This window comes from Domibacillus sp. DTU_2020_1001157_1_SI_ALB_TIR_016 (assembly GCF_032341995.1).
Taxonomy (GTDB): Bacteria; Bacillota; Bacilli; order Bacillales; family Domibacillaceae; genus Domibacillus; species Domibacillus indicus_A.
In genome coordinates this window covers 579,845-603,081 of the sequence record NZ_CP135439.1, presented here as the reverse complement: position 1 = coordinate 603,081, position 23,237 = coordinate 579,845, and the positions used below count along the sequence as shown (strand labels likewise).

Below are 23,237 nucleotides of genomic sequence, written 5' to 3'. Positions count from 1 at the left end.
GGCCGCCCTGGTCTGTTTTGCTTACACTCTTATTATCGTCACCCCTCAAAAATGTTTAATAGGTTTTGATTATTTTTTTACCAAATTCGTGAAATAACTAAAATAACTTCTATTCATAAAAAGTAAAGGCAGAAGCCTATACGTTAACATCATAGTTTTGGAATTACGATTCAAATGCGTAGAAAGATTATGACTGTTCCAATCCACTAAAAAACTCCCATCCATTAGTTTAGCGGAGGGAGTTTAAGTAAGCCTGACAGATCAGTTACGCCGGCAGATGCAGATTTATTTTCGTTTCCAATTTGAACGTAAATTTCTTTTCGGTGAATATCAATATGCTTGGGCGCATTGATGCCGAGCTTAACCTGGTCGCCGGAAACGGAAACGACAGTAATCTCAACGTCGTCGCCAATCATAAGCGATTCACCTGGTTTTCTTGTTAAAACGAGCATGGATTACGCCTCCTTCGTCTGGAACAGATTATGGCGTGTCTCATACGGCTTGCCGGTTAAGATCAGCTGGCGGCCAGCCTGTGTTTTTTTGTTAATCACGACAGGCGCCTGCAGGTTGGCTGTTGTTTCTTGAAAAGGGTCACGCACTGTTAAGATACTTAACAGTATAACATCTTCTTCCCCTTCAATCGACAAAGCCTCAATAGTCGCATCATCAATCTTCACCTTGTAATCAATAAAAAAAGAAAACGGATCCGCAACGACAAAGCCTACGCTCGGAGTAGAGACTGATTGAAGGGCGTAAAAAGCTGGGTTATCAGGAAAAGACAGCAGAACAAATTCCTTTTCTGACTCAAAGCCGGGAATGCCGCTTGAAAAGGTAATGACATCACTTGGCGCAATTTCTATTTCTCCGTGGTACTTCGTTTGAATCTTCACTGATTATCATTCCTTTAAATCGTTTTATTGACCACTTCAATATGAACAGACGGCTTTTGAACAAGCTCAATATTCACATCACCCGGTTCGTAGCGGATAACGGGTTTATTCATCGTAGCTTTATATTCGACCGGGCGCGCATTCGCTTCTATTTGCACATCACCGGGCTGATAATCAATCTTGACACTGCCATGTGAAGGAATCCAGCCAATTCCCGTTTCAAAATTGCGTCTTGTGTGGCGGACCGCCTGCTCTGCGATTGGATTGCCGCCTTTGTGAATAGCAGCAAGCTCTCTTCCTTCCGAAGCACGGCGTCCAATGCCTTCCCACGCTTTTTGAACGGCCTCGGCGGCTGCTTCGCGGTTTCGCTGCAGAATGTTTTTTCTGTCCATATCTGCCCACGCCTGCGACTGGTCAATCGTCAGCTTGCCGGGCGTAGTTGTAATTTTCATCTCCGCTTTTAGCTGCTTCATTTCAACAGTCGCCGGCGGCTGCTGAATGGATTGCTTTCCTTTTGTAGTGGATATGCTTATTTGTGCATCAGTCGTTTGAATTCGAAGTGTCGGTATATTCATGCGTTCTCCCTCCTGTTAGCGAAGAAAGTCCATCAGGGTTGGCTGAATGATACGCGCTCCTACAGAAAGAGCCGCATTATGCACCGTTTCTTGAACCGTTAAATCTGTAACCACGCGTTCAAAGTCTACATCTTCATTCTCAGATAAAATACGGTTGGCGATAACTTCCTGCTCCCCAATACGCGCTTCCATCAGCTCGACTCTATTATACTTGGCGCCAAGCTTGGCCCGTTCGTCGGTAATCGTGGCCATATGTGTATCTAAATCTTTTAACAGGCCGCTTAACGCTTCACCAGAAGTAGAACTTGCATCCTTGTCTAATTCTTGTGCAATTTCATCAATTTTCGCAAACATATCCTCTGAAAAAAGCGTTTTTCCGCTTATATTTACCTGGATATATACGCCCTTGGACAATTCCAGCTCCACGGGATCATCGTTTACCGGATAAGCAGGAGGATCAGCCGATAAATCTACCGGCTTGGATACCGTATTTGTACCGTTAAATAAATATTTGTCGCCAAATTTCGTATTCGCAATTTCGACTAAATGCTCTTTGAGCTGATCAATTTCCTCTTTCGCAGCCTTTCTTTGTTCCGCATCATACGTGTCGCTTGATGTTTGCACAAGAAGTTCACGCATCCGCTGCAAAGCCTGGCTTGCTTTATCGAGAGATGTATCAGAGTTTTCCACCCAGTTATACGCTTCACCGAAGTTGCGCTGGTATTGCTCCACTTCCAGCAGTGTACGCCGGTACGTGATGCCTTTCATTGCCACAACTGGGTCGTCAGAAGGACGGTCTATCTTTTTCTGGGTGGATACTTGTGTATTTAATTTATCAAGACGATTTAAACTGCTCGTTAAGTTTTTCATCATATTAGATGAAAGCATCGATTGAGTGACCCGCATTTTTACTTGCTCCTTTCTTAACGGCCGCCAACGCCCATGCCATTAATAATTTTATCAAGCATTTCATCTACTACGGTAATCATTCGGGCTGCTCCGTTGTAGGCATGCTGGAATTTAATTAAGTTAGTCATTTCTTCATCCAGTGATACGGAAGAAACAGACTGGCGATTGGTTTCTACAGAATCTTTTAAAACCCCGGCATTTGTCACCATCCGTGCGGCCTGCTGCGCATCAACAGCCATGCCGCCAATGACCCCTTCATAAAATGAATTGAGTGAGCCGCTTTTAATCGGAAGCTCCGGCATGTCTGCCGGTGTATCGCTGCCGTTCAGCTGAAAGCTGGACCCATTTAATAGAATTGCCCCAATGTTGGACAAGTTTTGAGCGTTTTTTCCGTCACCTGCGTTCGCATGTTTTCCTGATGCATCTGTATAAGATGACATAGCTGCCGCAATATCCTTTGGAAGCATATTCTCATTTAATCCAATCGCACTGGCAATTCCTTTGTAATTCGTACTTGAATAAGCGTCTATATTAAAAAAGTTTTTATTTGTACTAGAAGCCGGGTTGTTTAAATCCACACCATACCCTTGCACAGTATTAAACATGGTCGCAAATGTGAAAGCCATCTGGTCAATTTGATCTAGCATATCTGAGTAAATGCCTTTAACAGTCTCTGATCCGGCAGCTCTAGTTTGATAGCCATATGCCTCAATTAAGCCTCTAAGCTCCCCTTGCGAAAAGGTAACCGCCCCTGCTTCAGTAGCAAAATCAATCTCAGCTGAGTTTATATTGTTTCCGTTTTTATCAACATATTTAAAATCGCCTGCAGCAGCTTTCGTCCACTCTCCCGGATTTATGGTATCTTCTTTAAATACCTGCAAGGATACTACTCCGGCACCTGAGTCCGGCACCCCGTCCAGTACGGTGTCGTCCGATGCTGCAAACCCTACATGGAATCGTTCTGAAGCGCTAACCAACTGGACCTTGCTTCCATCTGCGTTTACAATGCTGACTTCTAATACCCCTTCCGCAATATCAAGCGCGTTACCGCCGCTTTTAATTGAATTGGTTTCAATAGAAAAATATTGTGATAATTCATCCAGGAGCCGATCCCGCTCATCATATAAATCATTTGGCAAATATCCGTTTGGTTCGATCGATTTAATCTGCTGATTTACATCATGTAATTTATCAATAGCCGAGTTAGTCGCTTTAAGCGTTACATTCACTTGATTGCCAAAGTCCTTTTGAATTGAAGTTAAGGAATCGGACATATAATTAAATGTGTCTGTTACCGACTGCATCCGTTCAAGAACGACGCCCCGCGTTCCTTCATTTTCGGGATTACCGGCGAGATCCTGGAGCGACTGCCAAAGCTCGCCCATAACAGCCGACAAGCCATCATCTGTAGGCTCGTTAATAATATCCTCCACTTTACTCAGCGCATCAGAGCGGGAACTCCAATAACCAAGCTTTGTGCTTTCCGAGCGGTACTGTGTATCAAGAAAAGAATCTCGAATTCTTTGAACAGAACCTGCTTCTACCCCCGTACCCATTTGTCCTGGAATATTAGGTCTGTTTAAGCCGACTGCAGGATAAGGAGTAGTCGTTTGAAAATTAACACGCTGGCGTGTATAGCCAGGAGTGTTGGCATTCGAAATATTGTGACCTGTTGTGTACAAGGCGCTTTGCTGGGTAAACATGCCGCGCTTTGCGGTTTCAAGTCCCATAAAAGTTGATCTCATTCGGTTTCTCTCCTATGCTTTCGAATCAAAAATAGGTCCGGCTGATGGCGTTTGATCTGAGTCACCATCCGGCGCGTAGTTTCCTGCTTCAGGAGGAGCAAGAAGGTCGAGCTGCAGATGAACGAATTGAAGCGACTGGTCCAGTAGCTCTTCGTTGAGCCTATTTGTGCGCTGCAATTCCTGAAGGACTGTGATCAATTGTCCGCGGATTTCCTCAGCGCCCTGACGCTCTTCTGCCGAAAGAGATGGCAGGAGCTCGGTTAACGTTTGACCAGAGTGCTCCGTTCGTTTCTTCTCAAGTATCATAATGGCGCTTACGTGCTTTTGTTCGTCCCGGACAATCCGGTTCAATTCGTCCATCTTATTTTGTTTGATGGCCTCTGTTTTTGCCTGCGCTAACGCCAGCAGGCTTTTATGAAGCGCCAGCTGTTTTTCAAGCGTTTCGATGAGCATGACGCTCCCCCTTTTTTATGTGTAAATATTAACTAACAGTCCTTGAATTTCGCCGACCTTGCTTAAAATATCAAGCTGTGATTTCTCTTTATTGATCACGTCATTGGCAAGCTGAGTCAGACGGCTGTCTACTTCTTTGACAATTTTGTAGACCTTCGTCCGGCCGCGGCGGTTAAAGCCCCGCTGCTCTTCCAGCTGCAGACCGCTGTCTACCGCTTCCTGCATAAATTCTTTGACCATTTTTTTGTACTTGCGCAAATCATCGATGGTCCGATGCTCGGCGAGTTTTTCTCCCTGCACCTCAATGTCTTTCACCATGCGATTCATTTTTTCAAGCGCAGCATTTTGACGCTTGTTTGCGATCACATCCGTGAACGTCACGGATGCTTTCGCGGTTTCTTCTTTTCGTTCGGTCCGGGACGCGGAAACTTTATTTACGCGCTGGATTTCCATCATCATTCACTCCGTTTTGATTATTGAAGAAGCTGCAGGATACCCTGTGGAAGCTGATTTGCCTGTGCAAGCATCGCCTGTCCTGCCTGGTTCAAAATGTTATTTCTCGTAAACTGGGTCATTTCTTTTGCCATATCCAAATCGCGGATACGAGACTCGGAAGCTGTTAAATTCTCATTGGCGGTTTGTAAATTTGTAATCGTATGGTCAAGGCGGTTTTGTACCGCGCCAAGACGGCTTCTCTCTAGTGAAATGTCGCCAATTGCTTTATCGAATATGGAAACGGCTGCTTGAGCATTAGCCGCTGTAGAAATATCAATACCTGCAATCGCATTTCCTTTTGAATCCAGGCCAACTGCGAGACCTAAGGCTTGCGCATCCATCCGCTTCAATTGGATTTCTAGGCTTTCACCTTCATTCGCACCAATTTGGAAAGTGAGCTTTAAAGACTGAAGCTCTTCGTAATTATTGTCTGTTAGCGATACTGCATATCCATCAGATGGGGCAGTAATGGTCAGGGCACGTCCAGAAACAGCCACCCCAGAGCCGACTGCTGTTGCTAAAGCAGCTGCGACCTCTTCTGCTGTTTTTCCCTCAATATTGATATTTGGCGATACTGCTGTGGAATCTTTTACAAATGTATATTCCTGATCGCCAATTGTAGTGGTATCATTTTCATTTGGTACTTCGTTAAATGTTAATTTAAAAGTGTCTCCAGTGCTAAGCGTTTTAGAAAGACTACCTTCTCCAAAGTCCCCTTGTGCAAATGCTTCTTTTTTGCCGCTGAATAATACTTTTCGGTTGAATTGAGTAGTATCGGCAATCCGGTCAATTTCTTCAGTAAGGGCATTAATCTCATTTTGGATAGCTTCACGGTCGGAATCTTCCAGTGTTCCGTTCGAAGCCTGTACCGCCAATTCCCGCATCCGCTGTACAATGTCATGGGAAGAAGCAAGTGCACCTTCTGCTGTTTGAATCAAAGAAATCGCATCGAGTGAGTTGCGCTCCGCCATGTCAAGTCCGCGGATTTGCGAACGCATTTTTTCCGAAATCGCCAGGCCTGCCGCATCGTCCGCTGCCCGGTTAATGCGAAGGCCGGATGACAGCTTTTCAAGGCTTTTCGATGTAGCATTGTTTGTATTCCCCAGGTTACGGTACGCATTCAATGCTTGAATGTTATGGTTAATTCTCATTGATCAGTTCCCCGTTTCAAAAGTATTGGCCGGTCTGGCTTCGACAAAAATATTTTGTTCGTATGCATTTTTTTTGCGTGCAGCCGGCCTGGCCGGTGCCGCTTTTAACGCTTCGTTCCATGCCTCCGCAATCGTTTCGAAAAGCTGGCGTGCCTGCTGGAGCCTTTTGGCGTCTTTGTACAAATTGGCTTGAACGACGGTGTCGGCAATAAAGTTATATACATGATCGAGCTGGTCGGCGATAATGCCCGCTTCATAGTTCAAGCCGGCGCCGAGCCGCTCCGTAATATCGTTAATTTTCTGCATCGCCTTGTTGGCTTCTGCATATTGTTTTTCTGCTAAAAAAGCGATCGCATGGTCAAATTGCGTCAGTCCTGCTTCATATAAAAGAGCTGTAATTTCCTGTGGTGTTTTTCGATAAATCATTTCTTTTGTGATCACATTTGTCACCTCATGTGAGTGTATCGGCAAAATTTGCCGAATTTTAATACGCAGATTCCATTTCTTCGATTAAAATCAGCATTTCAGCAATAACCGAATACAATTGAGGCGGGATGGAATTACCAAGGTCAATATCGATCAGCTCTGACAGAAGTGACGAGTCCTGCTCCATCGGAATGCCATGCTGGCTGGCGAGTTCCAAAATTTTTGAAGCGAGCGCGCCTTTTCCCTGTGCGACGACCATTGGCGCACTTCCCTCTTCATAGCGGATAACGGCGGCAGACGGACCATTTACTTTCCGGCGCTTTATTTGATTGTAATAACTCATATCGTCAAATCAAACCCTTTCGTGGAAGCAGCGGCGGCTGCCTGCTTCACGGCTGTCCCGCTCTTTTCTTCGTGAGCAAACGGACCGAACTGAACCGCTCCAACCCGGTAGCCGATATCGGAAAGCCGGTTTTTGAGCACGGCAGCAAGCGGCGCCATTTTTTGTTCAAAGCCTTCCTGGTCGTTTTGTACTTTTAAAGAAAGGTTGCGGTCAGCAGCTGTGATGGTCATGCCGACCGGTCCCAGTTTTTTTGTTTCAAACAAGAAGTGAAGCGAGCAGTTTTCCCAGTCTACCTGCTGGCCGCCATTTTTTGAGCGGATAAAAACATTCACGTTATCCGCCTGGCCGCCCAGTAAAAACGGCAGAGACATCATCATGGACTGCAGGCCGGTTTCCGGTTTGCTTAACAGCTGCTGGCCCGTTAGATTGGCGGCCGCCTGTTCACCAGAACTCCCTCCTGACTGCTGCTGCCCCATTGAAGCCAGCAGGGCTTGCTTGACCCCATTCGGCACCTCCGCTTTTCCTTTTAAAAGAGAAGCGGCTTGCTCGTGTTCAAAGTTGAGCCCGGCTGCCCTCACAAGCTCAAATGCATTACGGGCGCTTGGTGTATCATAAAGACCCGCCATGGCGCCGGCTAAATGGCGCTGCGGTGTATCGGCCAGCTCCTGCGTGGCCATATGAATCACACGGGCATCGGATGGTTTAAACGTTACTTTATCGATCAGCGTCTTCACGTCTGATACAATCCGGGAGGCAGCCTGCGTATCACCTTTAGCAAGCAGCTTGCGTGCATCTGCCAGCTGCTGGGATGCCTGCATCAGCTCTTTTTCTGTTTTCATATCAGTAAAAAGCATAAAATTGCCCTTTAAAATGGCGTTATCCAATGTTTTAATGGCAGTCTCCACGACCGGCTTCGCTTGCTGCGGTGTTTTGACCAGAAGTTCGGCGGTCTGCAAATTGCGTACGATGTCCCGCTTGAATTGTTTAAAATCAATCGCTGACTGTGACATTTTTTCGGTAATCGTCGTCATCACGACTGTTTTGGAAGCGGGCGGCACGTGAGCAAATAAATCATCCGGCAGACTGACCCTCTCGCTTGCAGTAGAAGGCGGGATGAGCGGTTCAACGGCTTTCATCAATTCACCGCGTGCGGCGAGCTCTTTTCCTGATCCAGCCAGTGTCTCTGCCCGCTCGACTGCCTCATGTAATTCCGGCAGGGTGTCTCTTACAAAAACAGCGACCCGCTCAAAAGATGGTTCTTTTTGGATCATAGCCGCTGCTCTTTGCGTCAGGGATGGCTCCGTTTCATCTGTTTCTGGCAGGATAATGCCTGACGGCTGTAAAGTTCCCGCTACTCGTTCCTTTGCCAGGTCAGCCAGCTGCAAGGCTTCTGCGACGGATTTCAAAACAGCAGTACGGTTTCCCGTAAAAGAGGTGCGCAGTGCCTGGACAATTTCCTCCAGGGAACCATTTTGATCAAGCTTTTGGGCGAGCGCTTGAAGGAGGGTATCGGCAGGCTGCTGCTTTAACAGTGCGTTTAGTGCTTCTCCTAGCTTTTCCTTAGCCGTGTTTTGAATGGTTTCTGCTTGAATAGCGCCTGCCCGCTCAATAAGCTGGGCAGCCGGGAGATTCTGCTCGGCCGCCAGGTTTTTTAATGCCTGAACCAGCTGGACAGGTGAGCTTGTTTGTTTCACCAATACTTCAATTTGCTTCACAACCTGCTCGGGAAGAGGTGAAGATTTTATCGCAGTAATAGCTTCCTGTGTCCGCCCAAGCTGCAGTGCTTTATCGATTGCCGCGCGAATATTTTCCGGAAATTCGATGTCCGACTGCGCCAGCCACTCGGCTGCCTGTCTGCCAAACGGCGTACCTGTCAGTGCAGCATGCACCGCTTTGAGCGATGCCTCAGACGGCATGATTCCTTTGTCCGCTAGAGCTTTGACTGTCGCAAGCTTATCCGCTTTCGTTCCCGGTGCTGTTTCCATAAACGTTTGAACAGCCTGTGCGGCTTCTTTTGTAAGGGTAACTCCTTTTTGGGTAAATACCGCGAGTTCCGCAGGCTGCTTGTCCGTACTCGGTGCGGATGCGGTGGGGGCTATGTTTGACGCTGGCGCTGCTTTCGTTTCTCCTTGAACGGCTGCGGGCGCTGTTTGACTTGGTGAGGGTGCCAGTTGTGGCTGAATCTTCATCAGTCGGTCTCCTTTCCTTGGTCTATACATAAAGAAAGATCGCCCAACAATAGTTTGTGGGCGATCCGGTGACAGTTACAGCTTTCCGTAAAAGTCGAGCATGGCTTTGGCGGTTGCATCTGCATCCGGCTTGTATGTGCCATCCGCGATCTTTTCCTTCAGAAGCGCGATTTTTTCGCGGCGTTCAGCTAGTATTCTGGATGAGTCTTGCATCTCTTTGGCGGCGCTTGAAATTTCAAGTTTATCGCCGGCTGCCGGGCTGGCTGATTTAGCCGCATCTACTTTTTTCAGCTGCTTCTGATACGGATTGATTCCATTTACTCCAGGGGTATGGTTAATTTTCATCTCCGTATCCTCGCTTTCTTTTTGTACTTGTGCTTATTATATCGTCAAGACGGTGGAAATGTTTAGTGAGGAATTTGGCGTGATTTTCAAATCAAAAAAACCCGCCAAAAGGCGGGTTCGAGAGTGCAGACAAAGTAAGAAAGCGGGCATTTGCCAACAGCCTGAAGACGGGTTTAATTAAATCGTTTGCCCAAATAGGTTTTCTGGCGGTCATCCTGACGCTCACTCGCAAATTGCTGCTCACGGTCATGCTGCTTCAGGTCAGACTCAATTTCATCAACGCATTTATTGCACAGCTTGCCGCGCTGAATAATCGCGCCGCAGCGGTCGCATGGATAACCGAGGTTTGGAAACTGCGCCGCTTGAAGGCGTCCTTTCTTTACCCATTTATAAATCATTTCTTCAGTCGCACCGGTTACCTCGACAATGCGTTCCATTGTTGCGGCGCGGTTTTCTCTTTTTCTTAAAAATGTATAAGCAGCTTGATAAAGCTCTTCTTCTGATCGGGAACATGCTGGACATACATCACGAAAGGCATTTTTAGCATATAATGCACCGCAGCGCGGGCAGTTTACGATTTCGTTCATCCCATTCACCTCATGTTGTCATTCGTTGGTTCTATTTTCATGGCGGAATGGTCAATTGTCAAGAGCCGCTGCGGGCAACCGTGATACTTTTTACGGAGATGGCACCGGCTTTTTGTAGTGCTTTAGCTACAAGTTGCATAGTTGCGCCGGTTGTATAAATATCATCAATTACAAGAATGGTTTTCCCTGCTGCATCCCCAATTGGGTAAAACGTCTGCTTGGCGTTTATCCGCTCGGCACGTGTTTTTTTAGACTGCTTGTCGGATTCACGCCGCCCAAGAAGCGCAGTTTGCGGCAGTCCTGCCCGCTCAATAAGCGCTTCTGACTGGTTAAAGCGCCGCTCTGCAAGACGCGAAAGAGACAGCGGGACCGGACAGATGATGTCATACTCCAACCGCCTGGCCATCCTCCTGATATCTTGTGCAAAAATATCTGCTAGTGCATAATCTCCCCGGTACTTAAAGCAGGCGATCAGTTCCTTCATGGCATCATTATACTGATAGAAAGAATGGTTGGAATGAAAGATGCCCCCTTCCCATGCAGCGCAATCCGGACAGATTCCAGCCTCCTTCATTTCCCGGCAGCAGATTTTGCAAAAAGGCCCTGTCAGTTTTTTGAGTGGTGCGGAACAGTTTTCGCACAGCAGCGGACCCTTTGCCCCGAAAAAAGCAGCCCATGACTGAATGGCTGTTTCACTTTCACAAAGCAGGCACCGGCTCATACATCCAGCAGCCCCCTTTCTTCTCCAAGCTTGTTCATCCTGGTAATCTGGCTGATGGCCCGCACCATGGCATTTGTTTTTCCGTAATGAAAAAAAGTCACAATGCCGGTTGGACAGTCGGCACTTCGTCCGGCGCGCCCGGCTATTTGCACAAGGGCGCTTTCTGTAAAAATCCGGTCTTCTGCACCGACTACTGCCACATCCACACCGGGGAATGTCACACCTCGCTCCAAAATCGTTGTGGTGAGCAAAACCGGAATTTCTCCTCTGCGCATCGCTTCGACTTTTTCTTTGCGGAGAGGGTCCTCGGCATGCACACTTTGGATACGTGCATCCACTTGTTTTAATGTCAAAAGGGCTTTGTCCATTGTTTCAATATGAGGATAAAAAAGAAGGGCTTTCTCCTTTCCTTTCAGCCAATCCAAAACAGATACGGGGACAATCGATTTTTTCCAATTTCCACACCACTTCATCTCCGGTACAGGCAGCGGATGGCGGTGATAGCGGGCCGGAATCAGTGTCGCTTCCCGCCTGCCGGAGTGGATGTCTTCCTGCCAGGAGAGTTCAGGCGTAGCTGTTAAATAAATAAGAGAGGATTTCTGTTTGCGTGCTTTTTGAACGGCGAATTGAAGCGAAGCATCAAACGTGTACGGAAAAGCGTCGACTTCATCGACGATCATAACGTCAAACGCTTCAAAAAAGCGGAGCAACTGGTGGGTAGTAGCGATCACAAGCGGACTGTACGTATGCCGGTCTGGACTGCCTCCATACAGTACAGCAGGCGGCGTATCAGGAAACACACTTTGAAGGCGCGGAGCCAGCTCCCGGACTACGTCTGCTCTTGGTGCGGCAATGCAGACACGTTTTCCATTTTGAAGAGCTTCAGCGATACCTCCAAATAGCACTTCTGTTTTCCCAGCCCCGGCAACGGCCCAGACGGTATGTTCAAGATTGTTTTCTACCGCATGCTGAACATGCTGGGAAGCTTTCTTTTGGCCGGCTGACAGTGTGCCGGACCAGTGCATCTCTCCGGCTCGCTTCGGATGCGCCGGCTCGGGGCCGATCCAGCGGTAAAGGGTTGTACAGGAAGAGATTTTGCCCATTTGAATGCAGTTTCGGCAGTACGCGCAGTCAGTGCCGCACCGGGCACATGGATGAGATGAGAAGTTAGAAGTGTTTCCACAGCGGTGGCAAAGAAGCGGACGGGACAAGCCGGGGCGGACAGCGAGAGAATGAACATCGGAGAGAATCGGAATTTCTTCATCTGTTAATTCACGGCCTGAAAAAAAGAGAGCTTGTTTCATAGGTCACATCCTTTCAGCTTCAGTATACTTCCTCTGGATAAATATTACAATCGTTATCAGAATGTCATGATAATTTAACATTGGGTCATTTTTCCGGTATGTTATACTTTTCTTTGTAACATTGAAACAAAAAAGAAAGGGGATTTTATGCGAAAAATTGGAGGAAGCCTGACGGCACTTTTACTCGTGATCCTATTCGCGGTTAACGTGTCCGCACAGAGCTTCAGCGATATTTCAGGCCACTGGGCAAAAAAAGAGATCGAGGATCTTGTGGCAGATGGCGTCATTGCGGGTTATGAGGATGGAACCTTTCGTCCTTACGCAAGTGTAACAAGAGGCCAGTTTTTGGCGTACCTTGCCCGGGCACTCGATTTGCCTGCCGGCGATTCCGCTTTTGTGGATGTCGGTCCTGGCAGCACACTTTACCCTGAAATTGCCGCTGCGAAAAAAGCTGGTATCATCCAGGGAACAACCGAAGGAAAAGCACTCCCGAACGAAGCCATTACCCGCTCTGATGTAGCGGTTATGCTGGACCGGGCGATGCAGTATAAAGGCGATTACATGGAGCGTACACCATTAACCTTCACAGATGCGAAAGAAATTGGCGCTTATGCGTATGCATCGGTTGAACGAATGACGCATTACGGACTGATTTACGGAACAGCAGATAATACGTTCCTGCCGAAGAAAATAGCAACACGCGGCGAATCAGCGGTTTTTATTCACCGGATGATGACAAAGCTTGGACTTCTTGGCACGATTAAAGAGCCGATTGAAGTGCCAAAACCGGCTGATAATCAGGAAGTGATTATTCCGATTAACGACTATCAATATGTAAAGGTACGCATGAATTCAAGCGGCGTGCCGCTGGAATATGACCGTCAGGAAACGGACAAGCATATTGAATCAACAGACTATCACTACTATTATCATATGGGTTATGCTTCTAAACCACTCGGATCTCTTCGTGTAACCCTTCGCAAGCTGACAAACGGCGATACATTCGTCTTCACGAAATTTACTCACAATGCGGACAATACATATTCCGCTACTGTTTCCCTGCCGTTTTCACAGTCTGATAACTATTCACTTGCTAAATACAGCGATCAGGGGACCGTTGTTCGTGAACACCATGACGTATTTGGCATTGATGAAACGAGCCACCCAATTGGCGTGCTTTCTGCCAAAAAAGGGTCAGCGGTTACAGGCGAAGTGATGATGGGCAAAAACTATGTGGCCGTTCCGAAAGAGCAGAAATATGCAGACGGTACCGTTTCCCGCATTCGTGTGCTTGATCAAGAGTATGCAGGCTATGACGTTCAGCAGGCTGACAATACCGTTACGGCAAATATGAACATAACGGTAAAAGGCAACGCCATTTCAGATTCATGGGCGCTTGTATCGGACAAGTCCTTGTTCCAGAGCTCATCTACACGCGATGAATGGTTTAAACGCACAATTGCTGAGTATATCTCGATCAATAACTGGCTCACAGCAGACGGTGCCTACACAAAGCTTCCTTGGTCGATTGAACCAGGCTACCAAATGGGCTATGGCCGCAGTATCAACCGGATGCAGGCTGGTATTTATTTGACAGCTTATCAAGAACATAATGACCGTTATTTATATGACCTTGTGTTAAACGGAGTCGCGGACCTTGACGTGTTCTCCGGTGGTGAAGTAACGAAAGGAACACAGCCGCTTTTTTATACGGAATACACAAGTACGTGGCTGAAGAAATCATACGGCACGACAGCGCCATATGTAGATACACGTTTAAATGAAAATGCCGCAATGTTTTTGAAAAATACAGGCGAAGCACTCGGCATTGAAGCGTTAAAAGATGACAACTTATCGTATGCGAACTTCCTTGTAAACCAAAAATCATTTGGCAATATCATTCCGGTAACCGCATCGAGCTATATGATTTCAGATTACTATAAACCTGGTTCCAAGCAGACACATTCGTCGCTTAACCATGCACTAGGCGGCATGCGTTTCCTGATCGTCGCTTATGAGCAGACCCGTGATGAAAAGTATTTGAAACCGATGCGCGAATTCAAAGCCGGTATTGAGAATTTATATCCAAAATGGATTCGTACCGACAGCGGCCGAAAAGGCGACTTCTGGTATCAGGTCAATCCTGATTTAACCTTTGCCGGCAATGACTACGAGCTTTTAACGCTTTTGGATCTTTTGTTGAACCAGGAAGCGTTAGAGCGAATCGGTCTGCCGCGCAGCGCTGTGTTTGATCAAATGATCCGGTCAAAAACAACGTATCTTGTTGAAAACAATCGTCCATTTATCGATGAAGTGGTGAAGAAGCTGAATGAGCAGGGCTTCGGCGACTTGATCAGCGGTACACGTGCGGCAAGCACAGAACGGATCGACAGAGAAGAAATGCAAATGATCACAGATGTACTGAATTCCGTTCCAAAATAAAAAAAGCGTTCCAGCTTCAAGCTGGAGCGCTTTTTCTTTTTATTTGATGACCACTTATCACTCGGACGTTCTTTTTTTCGTCCAACCGAGCGCCAAGGCACCTTCTCCTAAGTGTGTGGCAATGACCGGGCCAAAGCTTGAAATGCTGATTTCAGCGTTCGGGAACCGCTGCTTTAATTCCGCTGTCCATTTCCGGGCTTCGTCCTCCCGGTTCGCATGAATCACAGATGCCTGCAGCGTGTCTCCGCCCTCATAATCTTCTCCGAACAAATCGCCAATGCGTTTGAGCGCTTTTTTGCTTGTTCGAATTTTTTCAAATGGCGCAAGCCGCTTGTCTTCCACATGGAGAATCGGTTTTACTTGAAGCAGGCCGCCAATCAGCGCCTGTGCCCCGCTTAAGCGTCCGCCCCGCTTTAAATGATTTAAATCATCTACCATAAAGTACGCTTTCGTCCATTTTTTCATTTCGGTCAGCTCAGCCAAAATATCATCCGGCATTTTTCCTTCTTTGACCAATTCTGCCGCCCGTAGCACGTAAAAAGCCTGCGGTGCACAGCTGATTTCCGAATCAAATGAATACACATCCAATTCTTCTACCATGTCTGCAGCTGTAATGGATGACTGGTAGGTGCCGCTCAGTTCACTTGATAAATAAATGCCAATGACTGCATCGTATTCCTTGGCAATTTGTTCATACAGCTCAACAAAGTGGCCGATCACCGGCTGAGACGTGGTAGGCAGCCTGCCTCCTTCATTCACTTTTCCGTAAAACTCTTCCATCGTGATATCAAGCTCTTCACGATATGCATCCTCACCAAAAATAACGCTGAGCGGAATCATAAAAATATTAAGCTCCTCGCGCAGCGCTTTTGGAAGATAAGCGGTGCTGTCGGTCAAAATGGCCGTCTTCATCTGCTTATACCTGCCTTTTTCATTTTTTCATATCCCTTACATTTTAGCCCAATAGAGGTTGTTTTGCACCCCTTTTCCGGTAAGATAAAGAGGAGGAGGAATGATCATGAAATCTGCATGGCTTGTTTTGACGGGTGCCACACTATGGGGCACGATTGGTTTGTTTGTGCAAGGACTTTATACATACGGTTTCTCGCCTATCGATGTGGTGGCGCTGCGGGTGCTGGGCTCTGCTTTGGTGCTCTTTCTTTTTCTGCTCCTTTTTAAGCGTAATCTGCTTCGCATTCAGCCGCGTGATTTATTTTTTTTCGCCGGCTGCGGCATTGTCAGCATCGTCTTTTTTAATTTATGCTTTTTTACCGTAATGGAACGCTCTTCCAACTCTCTGGCTGTCGTGCTCTTGTATACCGGACCGGTTTTTGTTGTACTGCTGTCGCGCCTTTTTTTCAAAGAGCCGATGACAGGCGGCAAAGCGATTGCGCTTTTGTTAACCGTGCTCGGCTGTATGCTTGCGGTAGGGCTTGTGCCGTCCGGCGATGCGGACATGTCTGCCGGCACCATTTTCATCGGGCTTTTATCCGGCTTTTTTTATGCCTTGTATTCGATTTTCGGCAAATTTGTCGCCCATCGCTATCATTCTGTTACCATCACGGCTTACGCGATGCTGACGGCCTCCCTTTGCGTCGTACCGATGTCGGGGCTTGCGGCAAAACAAGCGCAGCTGTTAGAGCCGGCGGTTCTTTGGAATACGTTTGGTCTGGTCGTGTTATCAACGGTTTTTGCTTATAGCTTCTACACAGCGGGTCTTTCCCAAATGGAATCCGGACGCGCAGCTATTTTAGCAGTCGCCGAACCCGTGGTAGCCATTTGGATCGGTATTCTTCTTTTTGGAGACAAGCTGACGATCTGGCAGGCGGGCGGCATTCTTTGTATTCTAGCAGCTGTCCTGTTCACGATTGAGCGGCGCCCAGCCGGAAAAGCGAAGTCCCAACGCCTGTTTTTCAGCTCGGCAAATCGGAATGAAGGCCGAAAAACATTGTAGAATGGCCGGATTCTCTTTTTTCCGGTTGTTCATCTTGAAAGTCTAGCTGCACAAAAAGGGTGTCTCATAAGTCGATTTTTCGTCTTAGAGACACCCTTTCTGTATTCTAACTTATCCATCCAACAGCGCTTCTTGTTGAAAAGTACCGATGGGATTGTTTGATTCGACTATCATGTTCTTTTTTCGGCTGTTTCGGATTATTCCGCCAGCATGCGATACGGCTGTTCAAGCATCCCTTTTAGCGTCTGCAGGAAAGCTGCCGCCGGGGAGCCGTCAATCGCACGGTGGTCGAATGTCAGGCTGAGCGGCTGAATGTGCCGCTTTTGCAGTTCGTCTCCCACAAAGACCGCTTCCGGCATCGCGCGGCCAAGGCCGAGAATACCGATCTCCGGCGGATTCAAAACAGGTGTAAAAAACTCCACCTCGTAGTTTCCAAGATTGGTAATCGTAAACGTTGAGCCTTTTAACGTTTCTGCCTGAATACTGCCGCCTCTAACGTCGTCTGCGTTGGAACGGATCCGGCTGGATAAGTCTCTCAGCGACAGGCGGCACGCATCATTGATCACCGGCACCATCAGACCTCCATCCAGCGCCACTGCGATTCCGAGATGGACGCGGTCATGCAGGGCAAGCTGGCCGTTCTCAAGGGTCGCATTCATCTCCGGGTGCTTTTTCAGCGAAGCAATGACCGCTTTAGCGACAAAGTCAGTCAGCGTAAGCTTCACGCCGCTTTCTGCCAGCGACTCATTCATCTGCTTGCGAATCGTCATTAAATCCGTTACATCTGCTCTCATCGTAATGGTCAGCTGCGCGGTTGTCTGCAGGCTGTCAAACATGCGCTCCGCAATCACCTTGCGCATACCGGCAAGCGGTTTGCCTGATGCAGAAGAGCGGGAAGACATCGGTTCTACGTCTGCTTCCGGCGCAGGCTGAACGGCTGCGGCTGCTGGCTGTGTATTGTGGTTTAAATGGCGCTCCACGTCAGACCGGGTAATCCGCCCATTCGGCCCCGTTCCCGGAATGCCGGTTACGTCCAGATCATGTTTCCTGGCAAGCTTGCGGGCGGCCGGTGAAATGCGGGTTCTGCCGCCATTTCTTTGTACTTTTGTGGCGGCCGGCTCGGGTGTTCGTTCAATTGAAACCGGTATCTCCTCAGGCATATTCGGTGCTTCCTGATGAAGCTCCGCTTGAGGCGCATTTGTTGCTTCCGCTTCTTCCCCTGCTGCACCGACAAAACCGATTGCTTCGCCGACTTTTACCACTTCATCTGAAGACGCCTCGATTTTCAGCAAAATCCCGTCTGCCGGCGCTTCTATATCTTTCTCAATTTTATCTGAGCTGATCACGGCAACTGAATCCCCTTTTTTTACTTCATCGCCCTCCTGCTTCAGCCATTCAACGATCGTTCCTTCTTCCATCCCCATACCGAGCTTCGGCATAATTAACTTTACAGCCATCGCTAATCCCCCTTTATATCACCAATTCGCTGCCGGTCATTTCCTGAACGGCTTTGATGATTTTATCTGGTGTTGGCAAATAAATGTCTTCCAAAGATGGAGCAAATGGAACCGGTGTATGCGGTGCGGTGACCATTTTGATTGGCGCATCCAGATAGTCAAACCCTTTATCAGCGACAAGAGCAGCGATGTCGGTTGCGGCACTGCAGCGCGGGTTGGCTTCGTCCACCACAATAAGCCGCCCTGTTTTTTCAACCGACGATAGGATCGTATCCTCATCAAGCGGCGACAGAGTGCGCGGATCGATAATTTCGGCCTCGACTCCATTTTTGGACAGCTCAGCCGCTGCTTTGATGGCGGTATGCACCATCTTGCCGATCGCCACAATCGTCACATCTTCCCCTTTTCGTTTAATATCGGCTTTTCCAAAAGGAATGCGGTATGACCCTTCCGGTACTTCTCCTTTCATCGTATACAGCGTTTTGTCTTCAAAAAAGACGACCAAATCATCATCAAAAATAGATTCGAGAAGGAGCCCTTTCGCATCATACGGAGTGGATGGAATGACGACTTTAAGACCCGGAATATGCGTAAAAAAGGAATACAAGCTTTGAGAGTGCTGGGCTGCGGCACGGAAGCCTGCGCCATGCATCGTCCGAATGGTGAGCGGCACCTTCGCTTTTCCGCCAAACATGTAGCGCAATTTAGCTCCCTGGTTCATCACTTCATCCAGACAGCTGCCGATAAAGTCATTAAACATCAGCTCGGCAATCGGGCGCATTCCGGTAGCAGCTGCGGTCACCGCTGCACCGACGTAGCCCGCTTCCGCTATCGGAGTATCAATAACCCGCTCCCGGCCAAATTCCTGTACAAGTCCTTTTGTAACCCCCATTACGCCACCCCAGGCTTCTTCATCCTGCAGGTGGTCTACCGCTGCGCCGCCCGCTACATCTTCACCGAGCAGAATTACATCCTGATCTTCTCTCATTGAAAGAGCCATCGCTTCGTTTACGGCCTGTGAAAAAGTGATTTGACGTGTCATCGTGCAGCACCCCCATCTGTTTTATACGATACATACACGTCTTCCATCAGCTGCTCTGGAAGCGGATATGGGCTTCCTTCCGCAAACTCGACGGCACGATCCACGTCCCTCCGCACATCGTCATCCATTTGGTCGAGCTCCGCTTCGGTCATAATCCCCTGCTCGGTTAAGTATGTGTAAAACTTTTTAATGGCATCGAGGTCATCCAGATGCTTGACTTTCTCTTCGCCTTTATATGTCTGGGCATCCCCTTCAAAATGGCCGTAGTTCCGATACGTGATACATTCGATTAATGTCGGTCCTTCACCGTTACGGGCCCGCTCTACTGCCCGCTGCGCTGCTTCCCGCACCGCCATCACATCTTTTCCATCTACCGTTTCGCCTGGAATGCCATATCCGATGGCCCGGTCAGCAATCGACTTGCAGCTGGAAGCGTAGTGGAAAGGCGTCGCTTCTGCAAATCCGTTGTTTTCCGCGACAAAAATAACCGGTAAGTTCCAGATCGCTGCCATGTTAATGCCTTCATGGAAAGTTCCGTGGTTATTGGCGCCATCCCCGAAAAAGCAAACCGCCACGCCGCCTGTTTTTTTCAATTTATGCGTCAAGCCGGCCCCGACAGCCAGCGGAAATCCTCCGCCAACAATTCCATTCGCTCCGAGCATTCCTTTTTCCACGTCAGCAATATGCATCGAGCCGCCTTTGCCTTTGCAGAGCCCGGTCGCTCTTCCGTAAATCTCTGCCATCATGCCATCTAAATCACAGCCTTTGGCAATACAGTGGCCATGGCCGCGATGGGTGCTTGTAATATAGTCCTTATCGTCAAGATGAGCGCAAAGGCCGACTGCAATCGCTTCTTCCCCTGCATACAAATGAACAAAGCCAGGCAGAATTCCCGTTCCGAAAATATCGTGAACCCGGTCTTCAAAGTGGCGTATTTCGAGCATTTTTTGAAACATCCATGTGGCTTCTTCTTTCGAAATAGTCGGCTGGTTTGTTTGCGTTTGTGACACTGGTACCCTCTCCCTTTCATTGATAAATGAAATAGAAAACGCTTTCAGTATCCTTAATGCAAACATCGTGCCAATTCGAGAAAGCACCCGAATAAAGGAATATCCCAGCCCAAAATATCATTTTTCCCGCCGCTGTCCCACCATGTCTCAATTCATCTCATATTGTTTCAGCTTCCGGTAAAAAGTGCTGCGGGGCATTCCAAGCTGTTTTGCTGCAGTGGGAGCATGGCCTTTTGCTTCTTTCAATACCCGCATAAATTCTTTCCGTTCGATTTCCTGGCGGCTCGTCCATTGTTGTTTCTCATCCTCTGTCTCAAATGAGATCATGCAGTCCGTCGGCGATAAATCCGCTGGTACATCATCTCCATACAAAATACGAATACGATCCAAAATATTAAACAGCTCGCGGAAGTTTCCCGGGAATGAGTGCTGCTTCAGAACATGCAGGAGAGGCGCTGGAACCGTTCCTTTCCAATGTGTCCGTTTCTGGTAGTCCTGGATAAATCGCTCAAGATCACAAAGCCGGTGGCGAAGCGGCGGCAGGCTCAATGGAAACACATAAATCCGGTAAAAAAGATCCTCACGCAGCTGTCCTTTCTTTACAAGGTCAATTAAGTTCCGGTGGGTAGCGGTAATAATCCGGATATTAACCGGGATGGGCTTGGAGGCACCGATCGGCATGACCTCCTGCTCCTGCAAAACACGCAGCAGTGAAATCTGCATTTGCTCTGATATATCACCGATTTCATCTAGAAACAGCGTGCCTCCATCTGCATCACGGATTTTCCCCCGGCGGCCGTTTCTGCTTGCGCCTGTAAAAGAGCCTCCTTCGTAGCCGAATAACTCGCTTTCCATCAATGAAGGCGGGATGGCACCACAGTTTACGGCAATAAACGGCCCATTTTGGCGGCTGCTGTTTTCATGAATAGCCCGCGCTAAAATTTCTTTTCCTGTGCCGGTTTCACCGTGGATGTGCACGGCTGCGTCTGTTTTGGCCACGCGTTCTGCCTGCCAGAGCACATGCTGGAATGGTTCTGCTGTACCAATGACCCCATTGTAATGAAAGGTATTGATCCAGCCGGGCGCAGCCGGTGCTTTTTTTGCAGCTGAAAACTGAACGAGACGTCCGATTTGATAGGAGCGCGGTTCATCGAATACATCCCGCATTACATCCTGTATCCATGCCCTGTCTGGCAGATCCTCAAGCGGAAACGGCACGGTCATTTGACACTTCTCTTTCATCGTGTCGTTCATCCATACAACCAAACCAGATGCAGAAACCGCCGCAATCGGAGCGGGGTGCTGGCGATAAAAAGAGGCCGTCATAATGAGCGACTGCTCGTCCATTTTCTCCATCGCTGCCCACTGCTGCTCGACCGCAAAAGAGGCGGCACACACAGCTGCCAGCATATGTTCATGACGGGAATCCTCCACGGGGCTTGTGATGTCCAATACACCTAAAAGCGTACCGTCCGGCGCGTGGATGGGAGCCGCTGAGCAGGAAAAATGCTGGGAGGCGACCGAATAATGCTCTGTACCGACCACTGTAATGGCTTCTCCTGTTCTGAGAGCGGTTCCAACTGCGTTCGTGCCAACAACGTCTTCTGTCCATCTGGAGCCTTCTATAAAATTGATCTTAGAGGCCTGCTTTAAAGCCGGGTCCGGACCGCGCGCTGCTAAAATGTAGCCGTCCTTATCAATAAGCAGGATGATCGTGTTTGCCTGGCGGATCGAAGTGATCATTTTCTCCATAATGGGAGCTGCAATCGAAGCAAGCCGGTCATTTTTCTCCAGCCGCATGCGAAGCTGATCCGGTGTTAAAATGTCGCTTCCTTTGCCGTCGTATGGATTGACTCCGCTTTTCTGGCATAGATACCAGGACTCTTCAATCCGTTTTTGCAGACGTGCCGTATCGAGCACTCCTTCTCTCACGAAGCGCTGCCATACATTCCGATTTACTGTTTCATTGGTCATTGAAAAACCTCCCCATTTTGAAAATGAAACATGCCTGCCTCCGCCCAAAAGCCTTTCCTTCCGGTTCTTCATACGCTCCCCCATTGCAAAACAAAAAAGCGGATAAAAGGCGATTCCTTTTATCCGCTTGTCAGCACACGGCTTACCCGGCAAATACTTCTGTCCATTCTTGACGTTTAGCAAGCATATTGCGCGCGACTTCTTTTGCGCCTTCCAGGCTGTGGCTTGCCGCCCAGCCGCACTGCACTTCGTTGCAGGCAGGCACTTCTGTCGCTTCCAGCACGTCTTGTAATGTTTTTTCAAGGATGTTTAAAATATCCTCGTAATCTTCATGATTGATCACAGCGATATAGTAGCCTGTCTGGCATCCCATTGGGCTGATGTCGACAATTTTATCCGAATGGTTACGGCTGAATTCCGCCATCATGTGCTCCAATGAATGAAGAGCCGGCATTTCCATGTGCTCTTTGTTCGGCTGGCAGAAACGAATATCATATTTTAAAATTTTGTCCCCGTTTCGGCCTTCTTTTACGCCGGCCAGGCGGACATAAGGCGCTTTTACTTTTGTATGGTCTAAATTAAAGCTTTCTACGTTCATTTCTTTTGTCATGTTTAAAAAACCTCTTTTCTTTTTACTATATCATTCCATCGCAAAAAGGGAAACTTGCTTCCAGCTGCCCTCTTCTTTTTGAAATACCATCATCTGCCGGGTGGTCTGGCTGACTTCTTTGCCTGTTTTGATATCCTTCGACGTCGATTTCATATTCATGAAAACGTTGGCGGTTTGGGCCGTTTGATCGTACTGGATAATCGTTATATTTGCCGGCTCCATTACAGCATCAAATGTTTGAAATACCTTTTGTACATACGCTTTTTCTTCATCATAATCAAATGACTTCGGATTTTCGGAAATAGTCGCCATATAGCCATCAAGATCTTTCTTATTGAATGACTGGATTTGCTGGTTCAGCGCAGCCAAAATAGCGGTCCTTTCCTCGGGGGGGATGTTTTTTGCTTCTTCAATAGGCGCCCGTGCTGTGTTACTTTCTCCTGTTTCGGCCGTTCCGTGTGTTTCCTGCTCGGCGCGACTTGATTCACCGTCCTCTGCTGAGTGAGCGGCCTGGTCGTTTTTCTCGCCGCATCCTGCGAGCAGTACACCGGTTAAAAAAAGAGCAGCTGTCCATTTATGGTTCACCGTCCGTGCACATCCTTCCAAGGCCTGTCC

24 protein-coding genes are annotated in these 23,237 nt (G+C 48.1%); 2 read left to right on the top strand and 22 right to left on the bottom strand.

The window, feature by feature from the left end:
- Positions 1-224 precede the first annotated feature (224 nt).
- From csrA to RRU94_RS10800, 15 genes are all read right to left on the bottom strand, one after another.
- Positions 225-452 carry a carbon storage regulator CsrA gene (gene csrA / locus RRU94_RS10870; protein ID WP_315694271.1) on the bottom strand — a complete coding sequence of 76 codons (228 nt, stop codon included), beginning with the start codon at positions 450-452 and terminating at the stop codon, positions 225-227.
- Positions 453-455: 3 nt separating this feature from the next.
- Positions 456-890, bottom strand: a complete 435-nt coding sequence (gene fliW / locus RRU94_RS10865) for a flagellar assembly protein FliW (protein ID WP_315694269.1) — start codon at positions 888-890, stop codon at positions 456-458.
- A gap of 14 nt (positions 891-904) precedes the next feature.
- Entirely contained in the window at positions 905-1,465 is a 561-nt protein-coding gene (locus RRU94_RS10860; RefSeq protein WP_315694267.1) for a DUF6470 family protein, read from the bottom strand.
- Between the two features lie 15 nt (positions 1,466-1,480).
- Complete coding sequence (gene flgL, locus RRU94_RS10855) at positions 1,481-2,371, bottom strand: flagellar hook-associated protein FlgL (RefSeq protein WP_315694265.1); 891 nt, start codon at positions 2,369-2,371, stop codon at positions 1,481-1,483.
- A 17-nt stretch (positions 2,372-2,388) separates the two neighbouring features.
- A complete protein-coding gene (gene flgK, locus RRU94_RS10850; protein ID WP_315694263.1) occupies positions 2,389-4,119 on the bottom strand; it encodes a flagellar hook-associated protein FlgK in 1,731 nt (576 codons plus the stop codon).
- Between the two features lie 12 nt (positions 4,120-4,131).
- Positions 4,132-4,572, bottom strand: coding sequence for a flagellar protein FlgN (locus tag RRU94_RS10845; protein ID WP_315694261.1), 441 nt, complete (start codon positions 4,570-4,572; stop codon positions 4,132-4,134).
- Positions 4,573-4,587: 15 nt separating this feature from the next.
- Positions 4,588-5,025, bottom strand: coding sequence for a YaaR family protein (locus RRU94_RS10840; protein WP_315694260.1), 438 nt, complete (start codon positions 5,023-5,025; stop codon positions 4,588-4,590).
- 20 nt (positions 5,026-5,045) lie between these two features.
- Positions 5,046-6,218 carry a flagellin N-terminal helical domain-containing protein gene (locus RRU94_RS10835; RefSeq protein WP_315694259.1) on the bottom strand — a complete coding sequence of 391 codons (1,173 nt, stop codon included), beginning with the start codon at positions 6,216-6,218 and terminating at the stop codon, positions 5,046-5,048.
- 3 nt (positions 6,219-6,221) lie between these two features.
- Positions 6,222-6,659, bottom strand: coding sequence for a flagellar export chaperone FliS (gene fliS / locus RRU94_RS10830; RefSeq protein WP_315694258.1), 438 nt, complete (start codon positions 6,657-6,659; stop codon positions 6,222-6,224).
- A gap of 43 nt (positions 6,660-6,702) precedes the next feature.
- Positions 6,703-6,987, bottom strand: a complete 285-nt coding sequence (locus RRU94_RS10825; RefSeq protein ID WP_315694257.1) for an EscU/YscU/HrcU family type III secretion system export apparatus switch protein — start codon at positions 6,985-6,987, stop codon at positions 6,703-6,705.
- Entirely contained in the window at positions 6,984-9,176 is a 2,193-nt protein-coding gene (locus RRU94_RS10820) for a hypothetical protein (RefSeq protein WP_315694255.1), read from the bottom strand. Before RRU94_RS10820 ends, RRU94_RS10825 begins: the two co-directional genes overlap by 4 nt.
- A gap of 75 nt (positions 9,177-9,251) precedes the next feature.
- Positions 9,252-9,521 carry a flagellar biosynthesis anti-sigma factor FlgM gene (gene flgM, locus RRU94_RS10815; protein WP_251274674.1) on the bottom strand — a complete coding sequence of 90 codons (270 nt, stop codon included), beginning with the start codon at positions 9,519-9,521 and terminating at the stop codon, positions 9,252-9,254.
- A gap of 173 nt (positions 9,522-9,694) precedes the next feature.
- Positions 9,695-10,108 (bottom strand): TIGR03826 family flagellar region protein, encoded by a 414-nt coding sequence (locus tag RRU94_RS10810; protein WP_315694252.1) that lies wholly within the window; start codon positions 10,106-10,108, stop codon positions 9,695-9,697.
- A 58-nt stretch (positions 10,109-10,166) separates the two neighbouring features.
- A complete protein-coding gene (locus RRU94_RS10805; RefSeq protein WP_315694250.1) occupies positions 10,167-10,829 on the bottom strand; it encodes a ComFC family protein in 663 nt (220 codons plus the stop codon).
- Entirely contained in the window at positions 10,826-12,133 is a 1,308-nt protein-coding gene (locus RRU94_RS10800) for an ATP-dependent helicase ComFA (RefSeq protein WP_315694248.1), read from the bottom strand. The genes RRU94_RS10805 and RRU94_RS10800 overlap by 4 nt, the downstream gene beginning before the upstream one ends.
- 147 nt (positions 12,134-12,280) lie before the next feature.
- Between RRU94_RS10800 and RRU94_RS10795 the strand changes: the two genes are divergently transcribed.
- Complete coding sequence (locus RRU94_RS10795) at positions 12,281-14,575, top strand: S-layer homology domain-containing protein (protein WP_315694246.1); 2,295 nt, start codon at positions 12,281-12,283, stop codon at positions 14,573-14,575.
- 57 nt (positions 14,576-14,632) lie between these two features.
- On the opposite strand, the gene RRU94_RS10790 is transcribed toward RRU94_RS10795, so the two are convergent.
- The gene (locus RRU94_RS10790; protein ID WP_315694244.1) at positions 14,633-15,487 is read right to left on the bottom strand and encodes a DegV family protein; all 855 of its coding nucleotides are present in this window, start codon (positions 15,485-15,487) and stop codon (positions 14,633-14,635) included.
- A 106-nt stretch (positions 15,488-15,593) separates the two neighbouring features.
- On the opposite strand from RRU94_RS10790, the gene RRU94_RS10785 reads away from it, so the two are divergent.
- Positions 15,594-16,529 (top strand): EamA family transporter, encoded by a 936-nt coding sequence (locus RRU94_RS10785; RefSeq protein WP_315694243.1) that lies wholly within the window; start codon positions 15,594-15,596, stop codon positions 16,527-16,529.
- A 197-nt stretch (positions 16,530-16,726) separates the two neighbouring features.
- Here the strand turns inward: RRU94_RS10785 and RRU94_RS10780 are convergent, their stop codons facing one another.
- The 6 genes from RRU94_RS10780 to RRU94_RS10755 all read right to left on the bottom strand — a co-directional run bounded on the left by RRU94_RS10780 (position 16,727) and on the right by RRU94_RS10755 (position 23,207).
- Positions 16,727-17,986 carry a dihydrolipoamide acetyltransferase family protein gene (locus RRU94_RS10780; protein ID WP_315694242.1) on the bottom strand — a complete coding sequence of 420 codons (1,260 nt, stop codon included), beginning with the start codon at positions 17,984-17,986 and terminating at the stop codon, positions 16,727-16,729.
- Positions 17,987-17,999: 13 nt separating this feature from the next.
- Positions 18,000-19,028, bottom strand: coding sequence for an alpha-ketoacid dehydrogenase subunit beta (locus tag RRU94_RS10775; RefSeq protein WP_309088994.1), 1,029 nt, complete (start codon positions 19,026-19,028; stop codon positions 18,000-18,002).
- Entirely contained in the window at positions 19,025-19,984 is a 960-nt protein-coding gene (locus tag RRU94_RS10770; protein WP_315695916.1) for a thiamine pyrophosphate-dependent dehydrogenase E1 component subunit alpha, read from the bottom strand. Before RRU94_RS10770 ends, RRU94_RS10775 begins: the two co-directional genes overlap by 4 nt.
- A 201-nt stretch (positions 19,985-20,185) precedes the next feature.
- Positions 20,186-22,012 carry a sigma-54-dependent Fis family transcriptional regulator gene (locus RRU94_RS10765; RefSeq protein ID WP_315694238.1) on the bottom strand — a complete coding sequence of 609 codons (1,827 nt, stop codon included), beginning with the start codon at positions 22,010-22,012 and terminating at the stop codon, positions 20,186-20,188.
- Positions 22,013-22,154: 142 nt separating this feature from the next.
- Complete coding sequence (locus RRU94_RS10760; RefSeq protein WP_315694236.1) at positions 22,155-22,622, bottom strand: S-ribosylhomocysteine lyase; 468 nt, start codon at positions 22,620-22,622, stop codon at positions 22,155-22,157.
- A gap of 30 nt (positions 22,623-22,652) precedes the next feature.
- Positions 22,653-23,207 (bottom strand): YybH family protein, encoded by a 555-nt coding sequence (locus RRU94_RS10755; protein WP_315694234.1) that lies wholly within the window; start codon positions 23,205-23,207, stop codon positions 22,653-22,655.
- Between the last annotated feature and the right edge of the window lie 30 nt (positions 23,208-23,237).

Bases quoted from the DNA above. Each gene is read 5' to 3' on its own strand.
- csrA (WP_315694271.1), bottom strand. From the start codon at position 452: ATGCTCGTTTTAACAAGAAAACCAGGTGAATCGCTTATGATTGGCGAC.
- RRU94_RS10860 (WP_315694267.1), bottom strand. From the start codon at position 1,465: ATGAATATACCGACACTTCGAATTCAAACGACTGATGCACAAATAAGC.
- flgL (WP_315694265.1), bottom strand. From the start codon at position 2,371: ATGCGGGTCACTCAATCGATGCTTTCATCTAATATGATGAAAAACTTA.
- flgK (WP_315694263.1), bottom strand. From the start codon at position 4,119: ATGAGATCAACTTTTATGGGACTTGAAACCGCAAAGCGCGGCATGTTT.
- RRU94_RS10845 (WP_315694261.1), bottom strand. From the start codon at position 4,572: ATGCTCATCGAAACGCTTGAAAAACAGCTGGCGCTTCATAAAAGCCTG.
- RRU94_RS10840 (WP_315694260.1), bottom strand. From the start codon at position 5,025: ATGGAAATCCAGCGCGTAAATAAAGTTTCCGCGTCCCGGACCGAACGA.
- RRU94_RS10835 (WP_315694259.1), bottom strand. From the start codon at position 6,218: ATGAGAATTAACCATAACATTCAAGCATTGAATGCGTACCGTAACCTG.
- RRU94_RS10825 (WP_315694257.1), bottom strand. From the start codon at position 6,987: ATGAGTTATTACAATCAAATAAAGCGCCGGAAAGTAAATGGTCCGTCT.
- RRU94_RS10820 (WP_315694255.1), bottom strand. From the start codon at position 9,176: ATGAAGATTCAGCCACAACTGGCACCCTCACCAAGTCAAACAGCGCCC.
- flgM (WP_251274674.1), bottom strand. From the start codon at position 9,521: ATGAAAATTAACCATACCCCTGGAGTAAATGGAATCAATCCGTATCAG.
- RRU94_RS10810 (WP_315694252.1), bottom strand. From the start codon at position 10,108: ATGAACGAAATCGTAAACTGCCCGCGCTGCGGTGCATTATATGCTAAA.
- RRU94_RS10805 (WP_315694250.1), bottom strand. From the start codon at position 10,829: ATGAGCCGGTGCCTGCTTTGTGAAAGTGAAACAGCCATTCAGTCATGG.
- RRU94_RS10800 (WP_315694248.1), bottom strand. From the start codon at position 12,133: ATGAAACAAGCTCTCTTTTTTTCAGGCCGTGAATTAACAGATGAAGAA.
- RRU94_RS10795 (WP_315694246.1), top strand. From the start codon at position 12,281: ATGCGAAAAATTGGAGGAAGCCTGACGGCACTTTTACTCGTGATCCTA.
- RRU94_RS10790 (WP_315694244.1), bottom strand. From the start codon at position 15,487: ATGAAGACGGCCATTTTGACCGACAGCACCGCTTATCTTCCAAAAGCG.
- RRU94_RS10785 (WP_315694243.1), top strand. From the start codon at position 15,594: ATGAAATCTGCATGGCTTGTTTTGACGGGTGCCACACTATGGGGCACG.
- RRU94_RS10780 (WP_315694242.1), bottom strand. From the start codon at position 17,986: ATGGCTGTAAAGTTAATTATGCCGAAGCTCGGTATGGGGATGGAAGAA.
- RRU94_RS10775 (WP_309088994.1), bottom strand. From the start codon at position 19,028: ATGACACGTCAAATCACTTTTTCACAGGCCGTAAACGAAGCGATGGCT.
- RRU94_RS10770 (WP_315695916.1), bottom strand. From the start codon at position 19,984: ATGTTTCAAAAAATGCTCGAAATACGCCACTTTGAAGACCGGGTTCAC.
- RRU94_RS10765 (WP_315694238.1), bottom strand. From the start codon at position 22,012: ATGACCAATGAAACAGTAAATCGGAATGTATGGCAGCGCTTCGTGAGA.
- RRU94_RS10760 (WP_315694236.1), bottom strand. From the start codon at position 22,622: ATGACAAAAGAAATGAACGTAGAAAGCTTTAATTTAGACCATACAAAA.